The following is an 18,597-nucleotide window of genomic DNA, read 5'->3' as shown; positions in this document are numbered from 1 at the left end:
GCGCCAGGTCCGGCGCCTCGGCCTCCGCGGCGTCGGCGAGGCGGCGCAGCACCGGTGCGGACGCCAGGCGGGCCAGGCCCGCCCGCACCAGCTCGTCGTCCCCCGGCCCCGCACCGCCGGACCGGGCGAAGGCGGTCGTGTCCGCCCGGACCGTCTCGGCCTGCGCCAGGGCCTCGGCCGGGGTGCTGGAGCCGGCCCGCACCTCCCCCGCCAGGTCCATGAGCTGCGCCAGGCGGTGCGCCGCGGCAGGGTTGCCGATCTTGGCGCGCTGCCCGTTGCGCAGCTGGCTCACCATCGCCGGCGACAGCCCGAGCAGCCGGGCCAGCGCGGCCTGGGTCACCTGCAGGCTGGTGCACAGGTCCTCGAAGACCTCGGCCAGCGGGGCGCCGTACCAGTCACGCTGCTGCTCGAGCGTCCGCGCCGGGGCCTCCACGGCGCACATGCTAGGCGGGGGCCGACCGGGGCACCGGCCGTGCCGCCCTATCCTCGACGCCATGGCCCGCACTGGCAGCTCCGCCGCGTCCGACGCCGCCCCCGCGAAGAAGCAGGGCCGCCTCCGCCAGTTCGCGGCCGTCTACAGGATGACCGCGCAGTACGACCGGCCCGCCCCGCTGTGGGTGCTGGGCTCGGCGCTGCTCGTGCTGCTCGTCGGCCTCGGCCTCACGTTCCTGCTCGCCGACGGCCTGTTCAGCCGCATCCTCGGCAGCATCTCCTCGGTGCTCGCCGCGGTGCTGGTCGGCCTCGTCGTGCTCACCCGCCGCGCGGACAAGGCGCTGTTCGCCCAGGTCGACGGCCGGCAGGGCGCCACCGCGATCGTCATGCAGCAGCTGCGGCGCGGCTGGGTGACGTCGGAGGAGCCCGTCGGCGCCGACCCCCGCACCAAGGACCTCGTGTTCCGTGCCGTCGGCCGCCCGGGCATCGTCCTGCTCGTCGAGGGCCCGCTGCCGCGCACGTTCCGCCTGGCCGACGGGGAGAAGAAGCGCCACACCCGGGTCGCCTCCGGCGTGCCGGTGCACGTCATCCATGTCGGCAACGGCGAGGGCCAGGTCCCGCTGCGGAAGGTGTCGCGCCGGATGATGCGGCTGCCGCGAACCCTCACCCCGTCCGAGGTGAGCGCCGTCGCCAAGCGGATGCAGGCCCTCGGCGGCCTCCGCGCCTCGGTCCCCAAGGGCATCGACCCGACCCGCGCCCGGGCGAGCCGCGGCCGCTGAGGCCCGGGCGGGGGACGACCGCCCTACCGGCGGACGACGACCGTGCCGGCGGCGCGGTCGTGCAGACCCCGGCCGTCGTCGTCGGTGACCACGGCCGGGATGACGAGCACGAGCAGCAGCGTGCGGACGAGCGCGGCGAGCGGTCTGGCATGGCCGCCCAGCGGGCGCTCCACCCGCAGGCCGAGCAGGCGGTGCCCGGGCCCGTAGCCGAGCGTGCCGACGAGCAGGACCTGTACCACGCCGAAGACGAGCAGGGGCGCCCACGACGACAGCTGCGGCAGCAGCGTCTGACCGACGAGCAGGGCCAGCAGCCAGTCCACGAGCAGGGCGGCGGAGCGCCGGGTGAGCGGCGCGACCGAGCCGCTGCCGCCGGGGGGACGGCCGAGCCGCTGGCCGGCGAACTCCTGGGTGCTCTCCCGCCGGCCGCCGGGGCCGTCGAGCCAGCCCCCGAGCGCCGCCCGTCCGCCGTCGTCAGCCACGGGACGAGCCTACGTCGCCGCCCGGACGCCGACGCGGCGCGGTCGCCGTGGCACCCGGCGTGACGGCGGTCGCCCACGTCATATGGTCGTGACGTGCACCTCGGTCTCGTCACATGCGCGAAACACGAGGGACACGGCGGCGACACGGCTGCCGCCTAGCGTGCTCGCGACGCACGGGCCGCCCGTGCCTGCCAGACCTGCCATCCCCAGCCAGCGACAGGAGAACCGATGTTCAGCTCCCCGGAAGAGGTCCTGCGGTACATCGCCGACGAGGGCGTCGAGTTCGTCGACATCCGCTTCATCGACCTCCCCGGCATCATGCAGCACTTCACGATGCCTGCCGCCGCGTTCGACGCCTCGGCCTTCGAGGACGGCCAGATGTTCGACGGCTCGTCGATCCGCGGTTTCCAGGCCATCCACGAGTCCGACATGAAGCTGATCCCGGACCCCGCGACGGCCTACATCGACCCGTACCGGGCCGCCAAGACCCTGGTCGTCACGCACTCCATCGTCGACCCGTTCACCTCCGAGCCCTACAGCCGCGACCCGCGCCAGATCGCCGCCAAGGCCGAGGCGTACCTCAAGGGCACCGGCATCGCCGACACCTGCTACTTCGGCGCCGAGGCCGAGTTCTACGTCTTCGACGACGTGCGCTTCGAGACCAAGCCGAACACCGGCTACTACGAGATCGACTCCATCGAGGCGCAGTGGAACACCGCGCGCCAGGAGGAGGGCGGCAACCGGGGCTACAAGACCCGCTACAAGAGCGGCTACTTCCCTGTCTCCCCCACCGACCACCAGGCCGACCTGCGCGACGAGATGATGAAGACGCTCCAGTCGGTCGGGCTGGAGCTGGAGCGGGGCCACCACGAGGTCGGCGCGGCCGGCCAGGCCGAGATCAACTACCGCTTCAACACGCTGCTCCACGCCGGCGACGACCTCATGAAGTTCAAGTACGTCATCAAGAACACGGCGTGGAAGAACGGCAAGACCGCGACCTTCATGCCGAAGCCCGTCTTCGGCGACAACGGCTCGGGCATGCACGCCCACCAGTCGCTGTGGAAGGACGGCGAGCCGCTGTTCTACGACGAGGCCGGCTACGGCGGCCTGTCGGACATGGCCCGCTGGTACATCGGCGGGCTGCTCGCCCACGCACCCGCGGTGCTGGCCTTCACCAACCCGACGGTCAACAGCTACCACCGCCTCGTGCCCGGCTTCGAGGCGCCGGTCAACCTCGTGTACTCCGCGCGCAACCGCTCCGCCGCGATCCGCATCCCCATCACGGGCAGCTCCCCCAAGGCCAAGCGCATCGAGTTCCGCGCGCCCGACCCGTCGAGCAACCCGTACCTGGCCTTCTCCGCGATGCTCATGGCAGGCCTCGACGGCATCAAGAACCGCACCGAGCCCCCGGCGCCGGTCGACAAGGACCTGTACGAGCTCCCGCCGGAGGAGCACGCCAACATCGCCCAGGTGCCGACCACGCTGCCCGAGGTCCTCAAGGCCCTCGAGGCGGACCACGACTTCCTCACCGAGGGCGACGTGTTCACCCCCGACCTCATCGAGACCTGGGTCGACTGGAAGCGGCAGAACGAGATCCTCCCGATCCAGAGCCGGCCGCACCCGCACGAGTTCGAGCTGTACTACGACATCTGATCCTGAGATCTGATCCGTGACGGGCCCGCGGGGGCCGGCACGGCGCACCACGGAGGCGGGTCCCGGCCGGGGCCCGCCTCCGGCGCGTCCACGGGGGGGCTCTGCCACAGTGACCGTCCACGACCACGACGGGGGCACGGGATGGACCAGGGGCTGCAGGGCGTCGAGCGGTTCGCCGTGACGCAGAGGATCACGCTGGCGGTCAACCGGTACGACGTCCGGGCGGTGGCCGAGGACGGGAGCCCGGGTGCCCTGCTGGCCACCGCGCAGCAGAAGCGGCTGGCGTTCAAGGAGCAGGTGACCTTCTACGCCGACGAGGCGCGGACGGTGCCGGTCTTCTCCTTCCGCGCCCGGAAGCGGCTCGACCTGGGCAGCGGCTACGACGTCGTCGACGCGGCCGGCGTCCCGCTCGGCTCGTTCCGCAAGGACCTCGGCCGCTCGCTGCTGCGGTCCACCTGGCACCTGGAGGGTGCGGGCGTCACCGCGACGGGGACCGAGCGCAACGCCACCGTCGCCGTCCTGCGACGGGTGTGGGGCCTGCTGCCGGTGGTCGGCGAGGTGCCCGTGCCGTTCGTCTTCCACTTCGACTTCGTCGACGCCGGCGGGCAGGTCGTGCTCAGCTCGGTGCGGCGGCGCTCGGTGCGCGACCGGTACGACGTCACCGTCCCCGGCGGCCGGGTCGACGGCCGGCTGGCCGCGGCCATGGCCGTCGCGCTGGACGCGCTGCAGGACCGCTGAGGCCCGTGCGGGCCGCGCCGGACGACCTCGGGCACCGCACCGCCGCGAACCGGCGGGCGGTCGCCGACCTGGTCGCCACCCTGGACGAGGACCAGCTGCGGGGGCCGAGCCTGTGCGCCGGGTGGACCTGCCGCGACGTCGTCGGCCACCTCCTGGTCTGCATCGAGATGTCGGTGCCCCGCTTCCTGCTCGAGGTCGCCCGCGACCGGGGCCGGGCCGACGCGGCGTCGGACCGCCTCGCCCGGGCCCGCGCCGCCCGGCCGGTCGGGGAGCTGGTCGAGGTGCTGCGCCGGCGCAGCGGCGACGCGGTGAGCCAGCCGGGCGTCGGGCCGCACGGGCCGTTCGCCGACTCCTGCATCCACCTGCGCGACATCGCCGTGCCGCTCGGCCTCGCCGCGACCCCGCCCGTGGCGGACTGGACGGTCGTGCTGGCGTTCCTCGTCACGCCCCGGGCCCGTGCCGCCGGGTTCCTGCCGCGGGGCCGGCTGGACGGCCTGCGCCTGGAGGCGGACGACACCGGGTGGTCCGCCGGCGACGGGGCTCTGGTCAGCGGCAGCAGCGAGGCGCTCGCCCTCGTCGTCTCCGGCCGGCCGGCCGGGCTGGACGGGGTCACCGGACCGGGTGCCGCCCTGCTGCGCGACCGGGTGACGCCGGGGAATGGTTGATGCGTCAACGGGATTGACCGGTGCGTGACGACGACCACCGCCAGCCCCCGCCCCGCCGTGACCGACGCCGAGCTGCACCCGCTGCTCGCCGGGCGGTGGAGCACCCGTGCCTTCGACCCCGCGCACGCGCTGTCCGCCGCGCAGACCACGGCGCTGCTCGAGGCCGCCCGGTGGACCCCCAGCGCGTCCAACACCCAGCCCTGGCGCTTCGCTGTCACCCACCGCGGCACGCCGGCCCACGAGGCCGTGCTGGCCACCCTCGCCCCCGGCAACCAGACCTGGGCGGACGCCGCCTCGGCGTTCGTCGTGGCGGCCGCGGTGACCGTCGGCCCGGACGGCGACGAGCGCCCGTGGGCGGTCTACGACACCGGCCAGGCCGTCGCCCACCTCACGGTGCAGGCCGAGCACGAGGGGCTCGCGGTGCACCAGATCGGCGGCTTCGACCGGGCGGCGCTGGCGGCGGTCCTCGACGGGCCCGCCGCCGCCGTCCCCCTGGTCGTCCTCGCGGTGGGGCGCCACGACCCGACGGTCGCCCTGCCCGAGCCGTTCGCGTCCCGCGAGACCGCCGAGCGGACCCGGCTGCCGCTGGCGTCGCTGGTCGTCGAGGTCCGGCCCGCCGCCTGACGCGCCGAGGCCCCGCTCAGCGAGCGTCGAGGACGACGTCGGCGACCCGCACCCCCTCGCCGATCGCGGTGACGCAGAACCGGTCGGCACCGCCCTCGGCGCGCAGCGTGACGAGCTCGTAGCCGGCGGAGGCGACCTCGACGACCGTGCCGCCCAGCTCCACGCGGGCGCGCCCGGACACGGCGACCGCGCACTCGACGGGACCCGCGCCACCCCAGGCGTGGACCACGGTCTCGCCCGCGGACAGGACGTGCTCGCGCTCGTCGTCCAGGTGGGAGGCCAGCGTCGTCCGGAGCACCTGCGCGCCGGCCAGCACCGGGCGGGCTCTGCCCGTGCGGGAGGAGACGACCGCCCCGTCCACCCGCACGACGAGGCTGCTGCCGTCGTGCCGGGCCTCGACGAGGCGGACCCCGCCGCCCAGGACGACGGGCAGGCCGTCGACGGTCAGGGCGTCCCCGCGCACCCAGGCGCGCAGGTGGAACGCGGCCACGGCCGGGTCGTGGACCGCCGCCGGGGGCAGGGGCTGGGCGTCGCGCGACGGGGTGGTCGGGCGGACGGCGCCACGGCCGAGCTGCGGTCCGTCCCCGGCCCAGTAGAGCCGGTCGGCGTGGACCTTGCGGCCGAAGCCGTCGCCGACGTAGCCGTGGTAGACCGCGTACGGCGTGACCCCGTCCGGGGCGACGGTCACGCAGTGGTGGCCCGGGCCGGAGACGTCGCCGCCGCTGGTGAACAGCGGCCGGACGGTCTCCTTGCGCCAGGGCCCGGCGACGGAGTCGGCCACCGTGACGCCGAGGGCATAGCCGTCGCCGCCGAAGAAGCCGCCGGAGTACATCTGGTAGTACCGGCCGCGCCGCTTGAGGGTGAACGGCGCCTCGTTCCAGTACTGCTCGGCGTCCGGGCCGGCCTCCCACGGCTCGCTGGGGTAGGCCACCGGGACGGGCGAGCCGGCGAGACGGCCGTCGGGCAGCACCTCGTCGACGACGTTGCCGCAGCCCAGGGTGCCGTCGGCGTGGCGGGTGTCGTCGTTGCGGACGTTGTAGAACAGCCAGCGCCGGCCGTCGTCGTCGGTGAACGGGTGCGCGTCGATGGACCACTCGTCCACCAGCGGCTCGTCGTCCCAGGTGTACGGGCCCAGCGGGTGCGGGGCCCGCGCGACGCCCTGGCGCCGCAGCGTGTCGTCGCCGCCGTCCGCGCCGCACGCCTTGCCCGCGCTGCGGCGGCCGACGCCGGGCCTGGTCGCGGCCACGTACATGACGAACTCGCCGTCCTGGTGCACGACCTCCGGCGCCCACAGCTCGAGCTGCGCCCAGTGGTCCTCCCCCGCCCCGGTGAGGACGGTGCCGGCCGGCTCCCAGCGGACCAGGTCCTCGGACACGTAGGCGTCGACGCCCCGCGGCCCGGAGTGGAACAGGTGGTAGACGCCCAGGTGCTCCAGGACGAAGGGGTCGCCGTGGTCGACGGTCGGGCCGGCGTCGAGCACCGGGTTGCTGAACCCGGGCGCGCGGGGCACGGCGCGCTGCGGCGGCAGGAGCCCGGCGAGACCGGCAGCGGGGACGGCAGGGGCGGAAGGGGCGGCCGCGGCGTCGGCGTGGGCGGCGGTCGTGCTGGTCACGCCTGCTCTGTCGGCAGCCGGCGGAGGGGCCTTGACCCGTCAGGCCCGCCGCAGCCGCCGCAGCCGACGCAGCCGGCACGGGTCGTGACGGGCGGGACCCACCGGGGGACGCTGAGGGACGGTCAGGCGCCGGTGGGCGCGTCCGGCAGCGCGGAGGTCCCGCCGCTGCAGGGCGCGCCCGGCTCCGGGGTCTGCGGGCCCTGCTGGTAGCGGACGAGGAACGCCTCGAGCCGTCGGTCGTCCACGTCGTCCAGCGGCACCTGCACACCCCACGCGCTGGCCACGACCGGGGAGGGCAGACCGGCCATCGGCGAGACCAGCAGGTACGGGTTGTCCGCGGCCAGCCCCTCGAGCCGCTCGACCTGCGCGCGCGGCAGGTCGGGGTCGAACGTCACCCACACCGCGCCGTGCTCCAGCGAGTGCACGGCCTGCTCGCTCACCACCTGCGAGGGGTAGAAGCCGCAGTCCTGCCACACCCCGGCGTGATCGCCGCCGGCCGGCGGGTGCTGCTCGTAGCCGACCGGCCCCCGGACGTGCTGCAGGCCGAGACCCTCGAACGTCAGCAGGCCGTCGATCTCGTCGTCCGGGCCGAGCGGCCGCTCCTGGCCGGGCAGCGACAGCAGCCAGGGCGGCGACGGCACGTCGCCCCCGGCGGCGGCGACGGACGCCCCGGCGAGCCCGCCGCCGATGCTCCCGAGCAGGACGGCGCCGACCGCCAGGACCCCGACGACCCGCCCCGGACCCCAGCCGGTCTCGTGCACCGCCACGCCGCTCCCCCGTCCTGCGGACCGCCGCGGCCCGGCGCCCAGTGTCCCGCAGCGCCGACCGGGCAGACTGCCCACCCCCGCCACCCCCGCCCGGAGGACACGTGCGCCTGCCGACCCGCCCCGTCGTCCCCGGCACCCACCCGGACCCCAGCGTCTGCCGTGCCGACGGCAGCTACTGGCTGGCCTGCTCGAGCTTCGGCTACGCGCCGGGGGTCCCCCTCTTCCGCTCCGACGACCTCGTCGCCTGGGAGCAGGTCGGCCACGTCCTCGACCGGCCCTCCCAGCTGCGGCTGGACGGCGCGGGCACCTCGGGCGGGGTGTACGCCCCCACGCTCCGGCACCACGCCGGCCGGTGCTGGCTGGTGACGACCGACGTCTCCGGCGGCCCCGGCCAGCTGCTCGTCACCGCCGGGCACCCGGCCGGGCCGTGGTCGGACCCCGTCACGATCCCCGACGCCCCCGGCATCGACCCCGACCTGGCGTGGGACGACGACGGCACCTGCTACCTCACGTGGTGCGCCTACGGGCCCGGCGGGCACGAGGGGATCGTCCAGGCCGTGCTCGACCCCGCGACCGGGCGGCTGCTCACCCCGCCGGCGCGGCTCTGGCAGGGCACGGGCGGCCAGGTGCCCGAGGCGCCGCACCTGTACCGGGTGGGGGCCTGGTGGTACCTGCTGCTCGCCGAGGGCGGCACCGAGCGCGGCCACGCGGCCGTGGTCGCCCGCTCCGCCTCACCGTCGGGACCCTTCGAGGCCGACCCGGGCAACCCGTTCCTCACCGCCCGCGGCACCGGCTCGCCGGTGCAGAGCACGGGTCACGCCGACCTCGTCGCCCGTCCGGACGCCTCGTGGGCGGTGCTCTGGCTGGGCACCCGGCCGCGGGGCAGCACCCCCGGCTGGCACGTCCTGGGCCGCGAGACGTTCGCCTCCGAGGTCGTCTGGGAGGACGGCTGGCCGCGCCTGGGCGCGCCGCTGGAGCCGGCCGCCGTGCCCGCCGTGACCGAGGACCTCGCCGGCCCGGTGCTCCCGCCGTCCTGGGTGGCCCTGGGGCGGCACCCGGCGGAGGTGCTCCACCACGACGGCGGCGCGTGGGTGCTGCGGGGACCGGCCCGTGACGACCCCGGCGCGGGCCCGGTCTTCGCGGGACGACGCCAGGACCGCACGACCGTGCGGGCGCGGGCCGTGCTCGACGCCGGGGACGGCGCGGGCGGGCTGGAGCTGCGCGTCGACCCTGCCCACGCGGTGCGGCTGGAGGTGGACGGCGGGCTGGTCCGCGCCGTCGCCCTGGTCGGGACGCTGCGGGCCGTGCTCGGCGAGGCCACGGCCGTCCCCGGCACCGTGCTGGAGCTCCGGACCGCTCCCGCCCGGCACGACCAGTCCGCCGGTCCCCGGGGCGGCCCGGACGAGGTCGTCGCCTCGGTGCTCGGTCCCGACGGCCCCGGCAGCCCCGTCGAGCTCGGCAGGCTGGACGGGCGGTACCTGTCCACCGAGGTGGCCGGCGGCTTCACCGGGCGGATGGTCGGCGTCGTCGCGCTGCGCGGCGACGTGGTCGTGCGCGCGTTCTCCTACTCCGGTGACGCGGAGACCTGACCCGCGGGCGGGAGGGCGACGGGCCGCAGCACCGGGTCCTTGGGGTCGCGGCCGTCGCCGCTGGACACCCCGCGCAGCCGTCGCCCCACCCACGGCAGGGCGTCGCCGCGCAGCCAGGCGACGTCCGCGGCGAGCTCGGCGCGCCGCACGGTGGCCGGTGCCGGGGGCAGCGGCTCCTGCCACCAGCCGGGCGGTCCGCCGAGCAGCGCCGGGTCGTCGACGCCCAGCCGCTCGAGCACCGCGGCGGCGACCCGCGCGTGCCCCGACGGCGCCAGGTGGAGCCGGTCGGTGTGCCACACCCGCCGGTCGGTGAGCACGGTCACGGGCTCCAGGTCGACGAGCAGGGCGCCGTGCCGGGCGGCGGTGTCCCGCACCCCCGCGTTGAAGCGCGCGAACCGGGCGGCCAGGCTGCGGGCGAGCGCGCCGGTGCCCCCTGCCCGCCCGATCGACGTGAACAGCAGCACCCGCGCGCCCGAGGCGCCCAGCCGGCCCACCGCGGCGTCGTAGCGCCGCTGCAGCCCGGGCAGGTCGGTGCCCCGCCGCAGCACGTCGTTGGGCCCGGCGTGGAAGGTGAGCAGGGTCGGGGCGAGGGCGAGCGCGACCGGCACCTGGTCGGCGACGACCTGGTCGAGCAGCTTGCCGCGCACGGCGAGGTTGGCGTACAGCACGCCCCCGTCCCCGGCGCCGTCCTGGTCGCTGACACCCCGGCCGCCGCCCTCCCGGTCGCTGCCGTCCGCGGCGCGCCGGGCGAGCGCCGCCGCCACGCGGTCGGCCCAGCCGCGGTGGTGACCGTCGGGCCGCAGCTCGTCGCTCATCCCCTCGGTGAATGAGTCCCCCAGGCACACCAGCCGCACCCCGCCCGCACCGCCCGCGCCGGTCACGTCCGCCCCGCCTGCCACGTCTCCCCCTGCTGCGCCCTCGGCGCGGCCGGTGCCGCGCCGGCCGCCATCGTGGCACCCGGGGGCCGCGGCACCTACCGTGTGGGCAGCGCGCCCGGCCGGGTCCGCGAGGTCGGTCGTGGAGGTCGTCGTGCAGGGGCTCGTCGTGAGGTTCGACCTGGTGGACCAGGACGCGGTGACCGCGTTCGACGCGCTCGTCGCAGAGGCGCTGCCGCTCATCACCGACCGGGAGCCCGGCACGCTGCAGTACGCCGTGCACAGCGTGCGGGACGAGCCGCTGGCCCGGGTGTTCTACGAGCTCTACGCCGACGCCGAGGCGTTCGCGGCGCACGAGGCGGCCCCCCACACCAGCCGCATGCTCGAGGCGTTCGGGCCGCTGCTGTCCGCCGCCCCCCGGGTCGAGCACTTCGCGTCCGTCGACGGCAAGCACCTGCCCGACCACGCCTAGACGGCGGGTGGCATGGTGGCCCCCCGCCCCACCGGAGGAGGACGCCGTCGTGCCCAGCCGTGAGCCCGTGGCCGCCGTGGCCTCGCTGCACCGCTACCCGGTCAAGTCCCTGCTCGGCGAGCAGGTCGACCGGCTCGAGGTCGACGCCCGCGGCTGTGCCGGCGACCGGGTCTGGGCGCTGAGCACGGGCGGCGGCATGCTCGCCAGCGGCAAGTCCGGACGACGGTTCACGGCCGTCCCCGGCCTGCAGCAGGTGCGCGCCCGGCTGGTCGGCGGCACCGTCCTGCTGCGGCTGCCCGACGGCACCGAGACCTCCGCCGACGACCCCGCCGCCCCGGCCCTGCTGTCGGCACACCTGGGCCGGGAAGTGACCCTGCTCCGGGAGGCCGACGGCAGCAGCGACGGCCTCCACGACGGGGTCGGCCACTTCGACGACGGCCCGGTCAGCCTGCTCGGCACCGCCTCGGTCGGGGCGGTGGCCGACGACCTGGGCGCCCCGGTGCCGACGTCACGGTTCCGCCCCAACATCGTGCTGCGGACCGACGCCGCGTGGGCGGAGGACGCGTGGGACGGCCGACGGCTCCAGGTGGGCGACGTCCTGCTCGACGTGGTCCAGACCTCGCCGCGCTGCACCATGGTCGACGCGGCCACCGCGGACACGCCCGCGCAGCCGGGGGTGCTCAAGGCCGTCGGCCGCCTCAACGGCGCGGAGCTGGGCATCATCGCCGACGTCGTCCGGGGCGGCGTGGTGGCCGTCGGCGACCAGGTCTCCCTGGTCGGCGACGGCCCGGCCCTGCGCTGATCTAGCCGAGCTCGACCTCGCCGTCGACGACGCGGGCCTTGCGCACCCGGAGCCGCAGCACCTTGCCGTAGGCCTTGATGACGGCCGAGTAGCCGGGGGTCGGGCCGTGGTAGCCGAGGAACCCGCGCGGGCCCGACACCATCCGGCCGTCCGTCACGTCGTAGCGGCTCTGGTGCCACGGGCACACCAGGCAGCCGTCGGCGTCGACCGTGCCCTTGCTCATGTCGGCGAGCTGGTGGCGGCAGAACCGCGACACCGCGAACACCTCCGGCTCGCCCGTGCCGCCCGTCGCGCGGCTGCGGGTCCGTCCGACCGCCCAGCCGGCGATCCTGCCCACGGTGCCCGGGGCCGGCAGCGGCCCGCGCTCCCGGCTCACGCGCCGGCCGCCGGAGCAGGGGCCGCCGTGGGGGTGCCTGTCGTCGTCGTACCGGGGACGGTCGTGGCCGTCCGCGCCGTGCCTGCTGTCCGCTGTGCCCTCATGGCAGCGGACTACCCCGTCGGCGCCCGCGCCACGCAGGGGCCCTCGGCAGCGGCGCCCGGCGGCCGCCCGCGGCAGCAGCCTGAGACGACGCGCCGCGAGGGCCGCGGGCGCTGCGAGGCTGGGGCACCCGAGACGAGGAGCCCGCCGTGCCCAGGCTGTCCGACCACCCGCGCTACCCGCTCACCTTCGGACCGAGCCCCGTGCACCCGCTGCCACGGCTGAGCGCCGAGCTCGGCGGGGCCCAGGTGTGGGCCAAGCGGGAGGACGTCAACAGCGGCCTCGCCTACGGCGGCAACAAGCTGCGCAAGCTCGAATACATCGTCCCGGACGTGCTCGCCAGCGGCGCCGACACCCTCGTGAGCATCGGCGGGGTCCAGTCCAACCACACCCGCCAGGTGGCCGCGGTCGCCGCGCACCTGGGGCTGGACGCCGTCCTGGTCCAGGAGCGCTGGGTCGACTGGCCCGACGTCGTCAACGACCGGGTCGGCAACATCCTCCTCAGCAGGGTGATGGGCGCCGAGGTACGGCTGGACCCGTCCGGCTTCGGCATCGGCATCAAGGACTCCTACGAGCGCGCGCTGGAGGACGTCCGCGCCCGCGGCGGCGTCCCGTACGGCATCCCCGCCGGCGCCTCCGAGCACCCGCTCGGCGGGCTGGGCTTCGCCGGCTGGGCCGAGGAGGTCCAGCGGCAGGAGGAGCAGCTCGGGGTCTTCTTCGACACCGTCGTCGTCTGCTCGGTCACCGGGTCCACCCACGCGGGGATGGTCGCGGGCTTCGCAGGCCAGGACCGGCCCCGCCGGGTCCTCGGCATCGACGCCAGCGCCCGGATCGACGCCACCCGGGAGCAGGTCGGGAGGATCGCCCGGCACACCGCGGAGCTCGTCGGCCTGGGCCGCGACCTGCGCGACGACGAGGTCACCGTGCTCGAGGGCTGGGCCGGCGAGGAGTACGGCATCCCCGTCCAGTCCACGCTGGACGCCATCCGGCTCGTCGGCCGGCTCGAGGGCGTCATCCTCGACACGGTCTACGAGGGCAAGTCGATGGCCGGTCTCGTCGACCTCGTCCGCAGCGGCGAGATCCCCCGGGACTCGACCGTGCTCTACGCGCACCTGGGCGGCCAGCAGTCGCTCAACGCCTACAGCGCCCTCTTCACCGACGGCTGAGCCCCGACAGCCGAGCCCCGGCGGCCGCGCCCCGGCGGCTGCGCACCGGCTGCTCAGCACCGGAGGGCGCGGGGCGCGCGGCTAGGGTCGGGCGCATGACGAGCACCGCCGGGCGACCCTGGCTGTCCAGCTACGCCGACGGCGTCCCGGCCGAGATCGACGTCCCCGACGGCTCGCTCGTCGACCTGCTCGAGGACTCCGCCCGCCGCTTCGCCGACCGCGCGGCGCTGGACTTCTTCGGCTCGACCACGTCGTACGCGCGCCTCGGCGAGCAGGTCGGGCGGGCCGCCGCCGCGCTGGCCGGGCTGGGCGTCCGCGCCGGGGACCGGGTGGCCCTGGTACTGCCCAGCTGCCCCCAGCACGTCGTCGCCTTCTACGCCGTGCTGCGCCTGGGCGCGGTCGTCGTCGAGCACAACCCGCTCTACACCCGCGCCGAGCTGACCACCCAGCTCGCCGACTGCGGCGCCGAGGTCGCCGTGGTGTGGGACGTCACCGCGCCGGCGGTGCTCGCCGGCAGGGACCGGACGTCGGTGCGGACCGTCGTCGCGGTGGACCTGACGACCGCGCTGCCGCTGACCAAGCGGCTCGCCCTGCGGCTGCCGCTCCCGCGGGTGCGGGCCACCCGCGCGGCGATGACCGTCCCCGCGCCCGGCGCGCTGTCCTGGGACCGCCTGGTCGCCGGGGCCGCGCCGCTGCCCGGGAACCACCCCCGGCCGGCCGCGGAGGACACCGCGCTGCTGCAGTACACCGGCGGCACCACCGGCACCCCCAAGGGCGCCGTCCTCAGCCACCGCAACCTGCGGGCCAACGCCGCCCAGGGCCGCGCGTGGGTCCCGGGGCTGCGCGACGGCGAGGAGACCGTCTACGGCGTGCTCCCGCTGTTCCACGCCTACGGGCTCACCCTCTGTCTGACGTTCTCGGTCCAGGTCGGGGCCACGCTCGTGCTGTTCCCCCGCTTCGACGTGGACCAGGTGCTCGCCGCCGTCCGCCGCCGCCCCCCGACGTTCCTGCCGGCGGTGCCGCCCGTGTACGCCCGCCTGGCCGACGCGGCCCGCGAGCGGGGGGTCGACCTGACGACGGTTCGGTACGGGATCTCCGGGGCGATGTCGCTGCCGCCGGACGTGGTCGACACCTGGGAGCAGGTCACCGGCGGGCTGCTCGTCGAGGGCTACGGCATGACGGAGTCCTCCCCCATCACCCTGGGCAACCCGGTGTCCTCCGCCCGCCGCCCCGGCACCGTGGGCGTCCCGTTCCCCAGCACCGAGGTCCGGGTCGTCGACCCCGAGGACACCGACCGCGACGTCGAGCAGGGCACGCCCGGCGAGCTGCTCGTCCGCGGACCGCAGGTGTTCTCCGGCTACTGGCGGCGCCCCGAGGAGACGGCGGCCGTCCTGCTCCCGGGCGGCTGGCTGCGGACCGGGGACATCGTCGTCATGTCCGAGGACGGCTTCGTCACCGTCGTCGACCGGATCAAGGAGCTGGTCATCACCGGAGGCTTCAACGTCTACCCCTCCGAGGTCGAGGACGCGCTGCGGGCGCTGGACGGGGTGCTCGACGCCGCCGTCGTGGGGCTGCGCGCCCCGGACGGCAGCGAGCAGGTCGCCGCGGCCGTGGTGGCCGAGCCCGGCGCCATCCTGGACCCCGACGCGCTGCGGACCGCTGCCCGGGAGCACCTCGCCGGGTACAAGGTGCCGAGGCGGGTCGTCGTCGTGGACGAGCTGCCCCGGTCGGTCATCGGCAAGGTGCTGCGCCGGCAGGTCCGCGAGCAGCTCGAGGCCTGAGCGGCCTCAGCCGGCCAGGAAGCTGAACCGCACCCGCCGGCGGGGGTTGTCGACGTTGCTGTCCACGAGCACGACCGACTGCCACGTCCCCAGCGTCATCGCCCCGTCCAGCACGGGTACCACGAGCGAGGACGAGACGAACGCCGGCAGCACGTGGTCGCGGCCGTGCCCGGGCGAGCCGTGCCGGTGCACCCAGCGGTCGTCGGACGGCAGCATGCCGTCCAGCGCCGTCGCCAGGTCCGTCTCGCTGCCCGCCCCGGTCTCCATGAGCGCCGCGCCCGCCGTGGCGTGCGGCACGAACACCGACAGCAGGCCGTCGCCCTGGCCCGCGCAGAACCGGGTGGCCTCCTGCGTGAGGTCGGTGACCAGGCGCCCACCCGTCAGGACCTCGATCTCCTGCGACCTCACCGCGAGCCCCCGGGTCCTCGTCCGTCGGGCCCCGACCGGGACCCGCCCGCAGGCTACCCACCACCCGGTCGGCCCAACCTCGCCCCCCTCGGCACAGGTGGCCCCCCGCCCGGTCGATGAGCCGACGTGGCCAGGACACGCAGCGCAGCGCAGGAGCAGATCGCCGACCTGCTGCGCACAGCCAAGGACTCGCTCCACCTCAGCGTCGCGTTCATGACGCGGATGGACGGCACCACCCAGACCTTGGAGGTCGTCGACTCCTCGGTCCCGTGGGTGTTCCAGGAGGGGTACCAGCAGAAGCAGGAGGTGACGCTCTGCCAGGGCGTGCGCGACGGGACGCTGCCCGCGGTGATGTCCGACCTGCGCGAGCACCCCGACGCGATGTGGCGCCCCGCGGCGAAGTTCCCGCGCATCCGCTCCTTCGTCTCCGTCCCGATCACCCTCAGCGACGGCACCCTGTACGGCACCTTCTGCGCCGCCGGCCTGTCGACCGACAAGGGGCTCGCCGACCGCGACAAGGGCCTGATGGACGTCCTGGCGCACGCCGCGTCGGTGGTCATCGAGCCCGGCGTCCGCGAGCAGGCCCGGCGCGAGGACATCGAGGACCGGCTCGTCCCGCTGGAGGCCGCGGGCGGCCCCCGCGTCGTGCTGCAGCCCATCGTCGACATCGTCACCGGCCGCCGCGTCGGCTCCGAGGCGCTCAGCCGGTTCCCGCAGGAGTGGGGCAAGGCGCCCGACGTCGTCTTCGCCGAGGCCCACAGCGTCGGCCGCGGCGACGCCCTGGAGCTGCAGGCCCTGCAGCGCGCGGCCGGGCTGCTGGACCGGGTCGACGGCTACGTGTCGATGAACGTGTCGCCGTCCACGCTGCTGCGCCCGGACCTGCTGGAGTTCCTCGGCGCGCTGCCGCTGCCGCGCATCCTCCTCGAGCTGTCCGAGCACGACCCGGTCGAGGACTACGTCGCGCTGCGCGAGGCCCTGGCCCCGCTGCGCACGCAGGGCATGCGCCTGGCCATCGACGACGTGGGCGCCGGGTTCTCCTCGCTGCGCCACATCGTCGTCACCGAGCCCGACGTCATCAAGCTCGACCGCAGCATCGTCGACGGCCTGGCCACCGACCGTGTCCTTCACAGCCTGGTCCGCTCCCTCGTCGACTTCGCCGCCGGGCTCGGCTCCCTCGTCGTCGCCGAGGGCGTCGAGACCGCCGAGGACGCGCTCGCCCTGCACGACCTGCAGGTCGGCTACGGGCAGGGCTGGTTCTGGGGCCGGGCGGTCCCGGCCGACGAGCTCCGCGACCAGTTCACGACGCCGGTCCGGGCCGAGGTCCCCTCCGCCGGCGCCGCGGTGCCGCAGCAGCTGCGCCGCAGCGACAGCGGGGCGGTGGTCGCCTAGAGGCACCGTCGACCCGGGGCGGGTTCCCGGCGGGGCCTAGGCACGACGGCGGGGAGGAGGCAGGATCGGCGCGGCCGACCCCCTCACGTCCTGGAGCCCCCATGCCCGTGCGCCACCCTGTCCTGACCGCCCTCGCGGGCGCCGGGGCGACCGTCCTCGCCTGCGGCCTGCTCGCCGCACCGGCGCAGGCCGCCCCGGTCTCCATCCGGGTCCTGACGATCAACGACTTCCACGGCCGGCTCGTCGCCGAGTCCGGCGCCCCCGGCGCGGCGCTGCTGGCCGGCGCGGTGTCCCAGCTCTCGGCCGGGCAGCCCACCGCCTTCGTCTCCGCGGGCGACAACATCGGCGCCAGCCCGTTCGTGTCCGCCGTGCAGGACGACGCCCCCACCGTCGACGTGCTCAACCGGATGGGGCTCATCACCTCCGCGGTCGGCAACCACGAGTTCGACCGCGGCTACGACTTCCTCGCCGACGACGAGACCCACGGGGTGCGCGGCGAGGGCCTGGCCGGGTTCCCCATGCTCGGCGCGAACGTGTCGGGCGAGACGCCCGGGCTGGCCCCCTACGACGTCGTCGAGGTCGGCGGTGTCGACGTCGGCTTCGTCGGCGTGGTCACCGAGCAGACGCCGTCCCTGGTCGCCGCCGACGGCATCGCCGGCATCACCTTCACCGACCCCACCGCCGCGGCCAACACCGCCGCCGAGGCGCTCAGCGACGGCGTGGCCGCCAACGGCGAGGCGGACGTCGTCGTCCTGCTCGCCCACGAGGGCGCCGAGGAGCCCACCACCGCCCCCGCGGACTGCGCCGCCCTGGCGGCAGGCACCGCCGGCGGCGCGTTCGGCGACATCGTCTCCGGCGTCAGCGACGACGTCGACGTCGTCGTCGGCGGGCACACCCACCTCACCGTCGCCTGCGACGTCCCCCGTGCCGGGGGCGTCCTGCCCGTGGTCGAGGCCAACTCCTACGGCATGTCGCTGGGCCAGGTCGACCTCACCGTCGACTCGACCACCGGCGAGGTGCTGTCGGCCGGCGGCCGGGTCGTGGACGTCATGACCGGCGGGTTCACCCCCGACGCGACGATCCAGTGCGTGGTCGACACGGCCCGCGCGGACGCCGCCGTCGTCGGGGAGGTCCCCGTCGGCGAGATCACGACGACCGTCGCCCGGGCCTTCGGCGCCGACGGCCGCGAGGACCGCGGCCGCGAGTCCGCGCTCGGCAACCTCATCGCCGACGTCCAGCTCGACGCCACCGCGGACCCCGCCCTCGGCGGCGCGCAGATGGCCTTCATGAACCCCGGCGGCATCCGCGCCGACCTGCAGCTGGCCGCCAGCGGGGACGAGGGCGAGGGCGTGGTCACCTACGCCGAGGCCGCCACCGTCCAGCCCTTCGCCAACGGCGTCGTCACCATCACGCTCGACGGCGCGGAGGTCGACGCGGCGCTGGAGCAGCAGTGGCAGCCGGCCGGCTCGTCCCGCCCGTTCCTCGCGCTCGGCGTCTCGGAGGGGCTGACCTACACCTACGACCCCGCCCGCGCGCAAGGCGACCGCGTCGTCTCCGTCAGCCTCGACGGCGTCCCGCTGGACCCGGCCGCGGAGTACCGCGTCACGGTCAACTCCTTCCTGGCCACCGGCGGCGACAACTTCGCCGCCTTCGCCGGGGGCGAGGACCGTCAGGACAACGGGTTCAACGACCTCAACGTGCTCGTCGACTACCTGGCCGCGAACTCCCCGGTCACCCCGGACCTGACGCCGCGGCGGACCCTCGTGGGCGCCACCGGCACGCCCGCCCCGCTGTCGACGACGGCCCCCGTGGCCCCGGCGACGCCGGCACCCCCGCGCCCCGCCGACTGCGACGCGGCCGCCCCGTCGCCGTCCCCGTCGCCGTCGAC

19 protein-coding genes are annotated in these 18,597 nt (G+C 76.0%); 12 read left to right on the top strand and 7 right to left on the bottom strand.

Annotation, left to right across the window (positions count from 1 at the left end):
* On the bottom strand, positions 1-433 hold a 433-nt coding region (locus WCS02_RS07765), incomplete at its 3' end, for a hypothetical protein (RefSeq protein WP_479688801.1).
* Positions 434-494: 61 nt separating this feature from the next.
* On the opposite strand from WCS02_RS07765, the gene WCS02_RS07760 reads away from it, so the two are divergent.
* The gene (locus tag WCS02_RS07760) at positions 495-1,211 is read left to right on the top strand and encodes a DUF4191 domain-containing protein (RefSeq protein WP_340291696.1); all 717 of its coding nucleotides are present in this window, start codon (positions 495-497) and stop codon (positions 1,209-1,211) included.
* 23 nt (positions 1,212-1,234) lie between these two features.
* On the opposite strand, the gene WCS02_RS07755 is transcribed toward WCS02_RS07760, so the two are convergent.
* Positions 1,235-1,690 (bottom strand): RDD family protein, encoded by a 456-nt coding sequence (locus WCS02_RS07755; protein ID WP_340291694.1) that lies wholly within the window; start codon positions 1,688-1,690, stop codon positions 1,235-1,237.
* Between the two features lie 228 nt (positions 1,691-1,918).
* Between WCS02_RS07755 and glnA the strand changes: the two genes are divergently transcribed.
* The 4 genes from glnA to WCS02_RS07735 all read left to right on the top strand — a co-directional run bounded on the left by glnA (position 1,919) and on the right by WCS02_RS07735 (position 5,370).
* Positions 1,919-3,343, top strand: coding sequence for a type I glutamate--ammonia ligase (gene glnA / locus WCS02_RS07750; protein WP_340291691.1), 1,425 nt, complete (start codon positions 1,919-1,921; stop codon positions 3,341-3,343).
* A 141-nt stretch (positions 3,344-3,484) separates the two neighbouring features.
* Complete coding sequence (locus WCS02_RS07745) at positions 3,485-4,081, top strand: LURP-one-related family protein (RefSeq protein ID WP_340291689.1); 597 nt, start codon at positions 3,485-3,487, stop codon at positions 4,079-4,081.
* 5 nt (positions 4,082-4,086) lie between these two features.
* Positions 4,087-4,746 (top strand): maleylpyruvate isomerase family mycothiol-dependent enzyme, encoded by a 660-nt coding sequence (locus WCS02_RS07740; protein WP_340291686.1) that lies wholly within the window; start codon positions 4,087-4,089, stop codon positions 4,744-4,746.
* 24 nt (positions 4,747-4,770) lie between these two features.
* On the top strand, positions 4,771-5,370 hold the full coding sequence (locus WCS02_RS07735) for a nitroreductase family protein (RefSeq protein WP_340291684.1): 600 nt from the start codon (positions 4,771-4,773) through the stop codon (positions 5,368-5,370).
* Positions 5,371-5,386: 16 nt separating this feature from the next.
* On the opposite strand, the gene WCS02_RS07730 is transcribed toward WCS02_RS07735, so the two are convergent.
* Positions 5,387-6,982: a glycoside hydrolase family 43 protein gene (locus WCS02_RS07730; RefSeq protein ID WP_340291682.1), complete on the bottom strand. Its 1,596-nt coding sequence runs from the start codon at positions 6,980-6,982 to the stop codon at positions 5,387-5,389.
* A gap of 122 nt (positions 6,983-7,104) precedes the next feature.
* Positions 7,105-7,749, bottom strand: a complete 645-nt coding sequence (locus WCS02_RS07725; RefSeq protein ID WP_340291679.1) for a DUF3105 domain-containing protein — start codon at positions 7,747-7,749, stop codon at positions 7,105-7,107.
* A 101-nt stretch (positions 7,750-7,850) separates the two neighbouring features.
* Between WCS02_RS07725 and WCS02_RS07720 the strand changes: the two genes are divergently transcribed.
* On the top strand, positions 7,851-9,338 hold the full coding sequence (locus tag WCS02_RS07720) for a glycoside hydrolase family 43 protein (protein WP_340291677.1): 1,488 nt from the start codon (positions 7,851-7,853) through the stop codon (positions 9,336-9,338).
* Here the strand turns inward: WCS02_RS07720 and WCS02_RS07715 are convergent.
* Entirely contained in the window at positions 9,314-10,237 is a 924-nt protein-coding gene (locus WCS02_RS07715) for an SGNH/GDSL hydrolase family protein (protein WP_340291674.1), read from the bottom strand. The genes WCS02_RS07720 and WCS02_RS07715 overlap by 25 nt on opposite strands.
* A 145-nt stretch (positions 10,238-10,382) precedes the next feature.
* Here WCS02_RS07715 and WCS02_RS07710 point away from each other — a divergent pair, with 145 nt between their 5' ends.
* Together WCS02_RS07710 and WCS02_RS07705 are read left to right on the top strand one after the other, a co-directional pair.
* Positions 10,383-10,685, top strand: a complete 303-nt coding sequence (locus tag WCS02_RS07710) for a putative quinol monooxygenase (RefSeq protein ID WP_340291671.1) — start codon at positions 10,383-10,385, stop codon at positions 10,683-10,685.
* Between the two features lie 49 nt (positions 10,686-10,734).
* On the top strand, positions 10,735-11,487 hold the full coding sequence (locus tag WCS02_RS07705; protein ID WP_340291669.1) for an MOSC domain-containing protein: 753 nt from the start codon (positions 10,735-10,737) through the stop codon (positions 11,485-11,487).
* Position 11,488: 1 nt separating this feature from the next.
* On the opposite strand, the gene WCS02_RS07700 is transcribed toward WCS02_RS07705, so the two are convergent.
* Complete coding sequence (locus WCS02_RS07700) at positions 11,489-11,863, bottom strand: Rieske (2Fe-2S) protein (RefSeq protein WP_340291666.1); 375 nt, start codon at positions 11,861-11,863, stop codon at positions 11,489-11,491.
* Positions 11,864-12,114: 251 nt separating this feature from the next.
* On the opposite strand from WCS02_RS07700, the gene WCS02_RS07695 reads away from it, so the two are divergent.
* Both WCS02_RS07695 and WCS02_RS07690 read left to right on the top strand, forming a co-directional pair.
* Positions 12,115-13,131, top strand: a complete 1,017-nt coding sequence (locus tag WCS02_RS07695; protein ID WP_340291664.1) for a 1-aminocyclopropane-1-carboxylate deaminase — start codon at positions 12,115-12,117, stop codon at positions 13,129-13,131.
* A 95-nt stretch (positions 13,132-13,226) separates the two neighbouring features.
* Positions 13,227-14,912, top strand: coding sequence for a long-chain-fatty-acid--CoA ligase (locus tag WCS02_RS07690; protein WP_340291662.1), 1,686 nt, complete (start codon positions 13,227-13,229; stop codon positions 14,910-14,912).
* A gap of 6 nt (positions 14,913-14,918) precedes the next feature.
* Here WCS02_RS07690 and WCS02_RS07685 read toward each other — a convergent pair whose 3' ends face one another.
* Positions 14,919-15,320 (bottom strand): YjbQ family protein, encoded by a 402-nt coding sequence (locus WCS02_RS07685; RefSeq protein WP_340291660.1) that lies wholly within the window; start codon positions 15,318-15,320, stop codon positions 14,919-14,921.
* Positions 15,321-15,446: 126 nt separating this feature from the next.
* Here WCS02_RS07685 and WCS02_RS07680 point away from each other — a divergent pair, with 126 nt between their 5' ends.
* Both WCS02_RS07680 and WCS02_RS07675 read left to right on the top strand, forming a co-directional pair.
* Complete coding sequence (locus WCS02_RS07680; protein ID WP_340291658.1) at positions 15,447-16,709, top strand: EAL domain-containing protein; 1,263 nt, start codon at positions 15,447-15,449, stop codon at positions 16,707-16,709.
* Between the two features lie 101 nt (positions 16,710-16,810).
* Positions 16,811-18,597: bifunctional metallophosphatase/5'-nucleotidase (locus WCS02_RS07675; protein ID WP_340291656.1), on the top strand; the 1,787-nt coding region annotated here is incomplete at its 3' end.

Source organism: Aquipuribacter hungaricus (genome assembly GCF_037860755.1).
Classification (GTDB): domain Bacteria; phylum Actinomycetota; class Actinomycetes; order Actinomycetales; family JBBAYJ01; genus Aquipuribacter; species Aquipuribacter hungaricus.
This window is presented reverse-complemented; position numbering and strand designations above follow the sequence as displayed.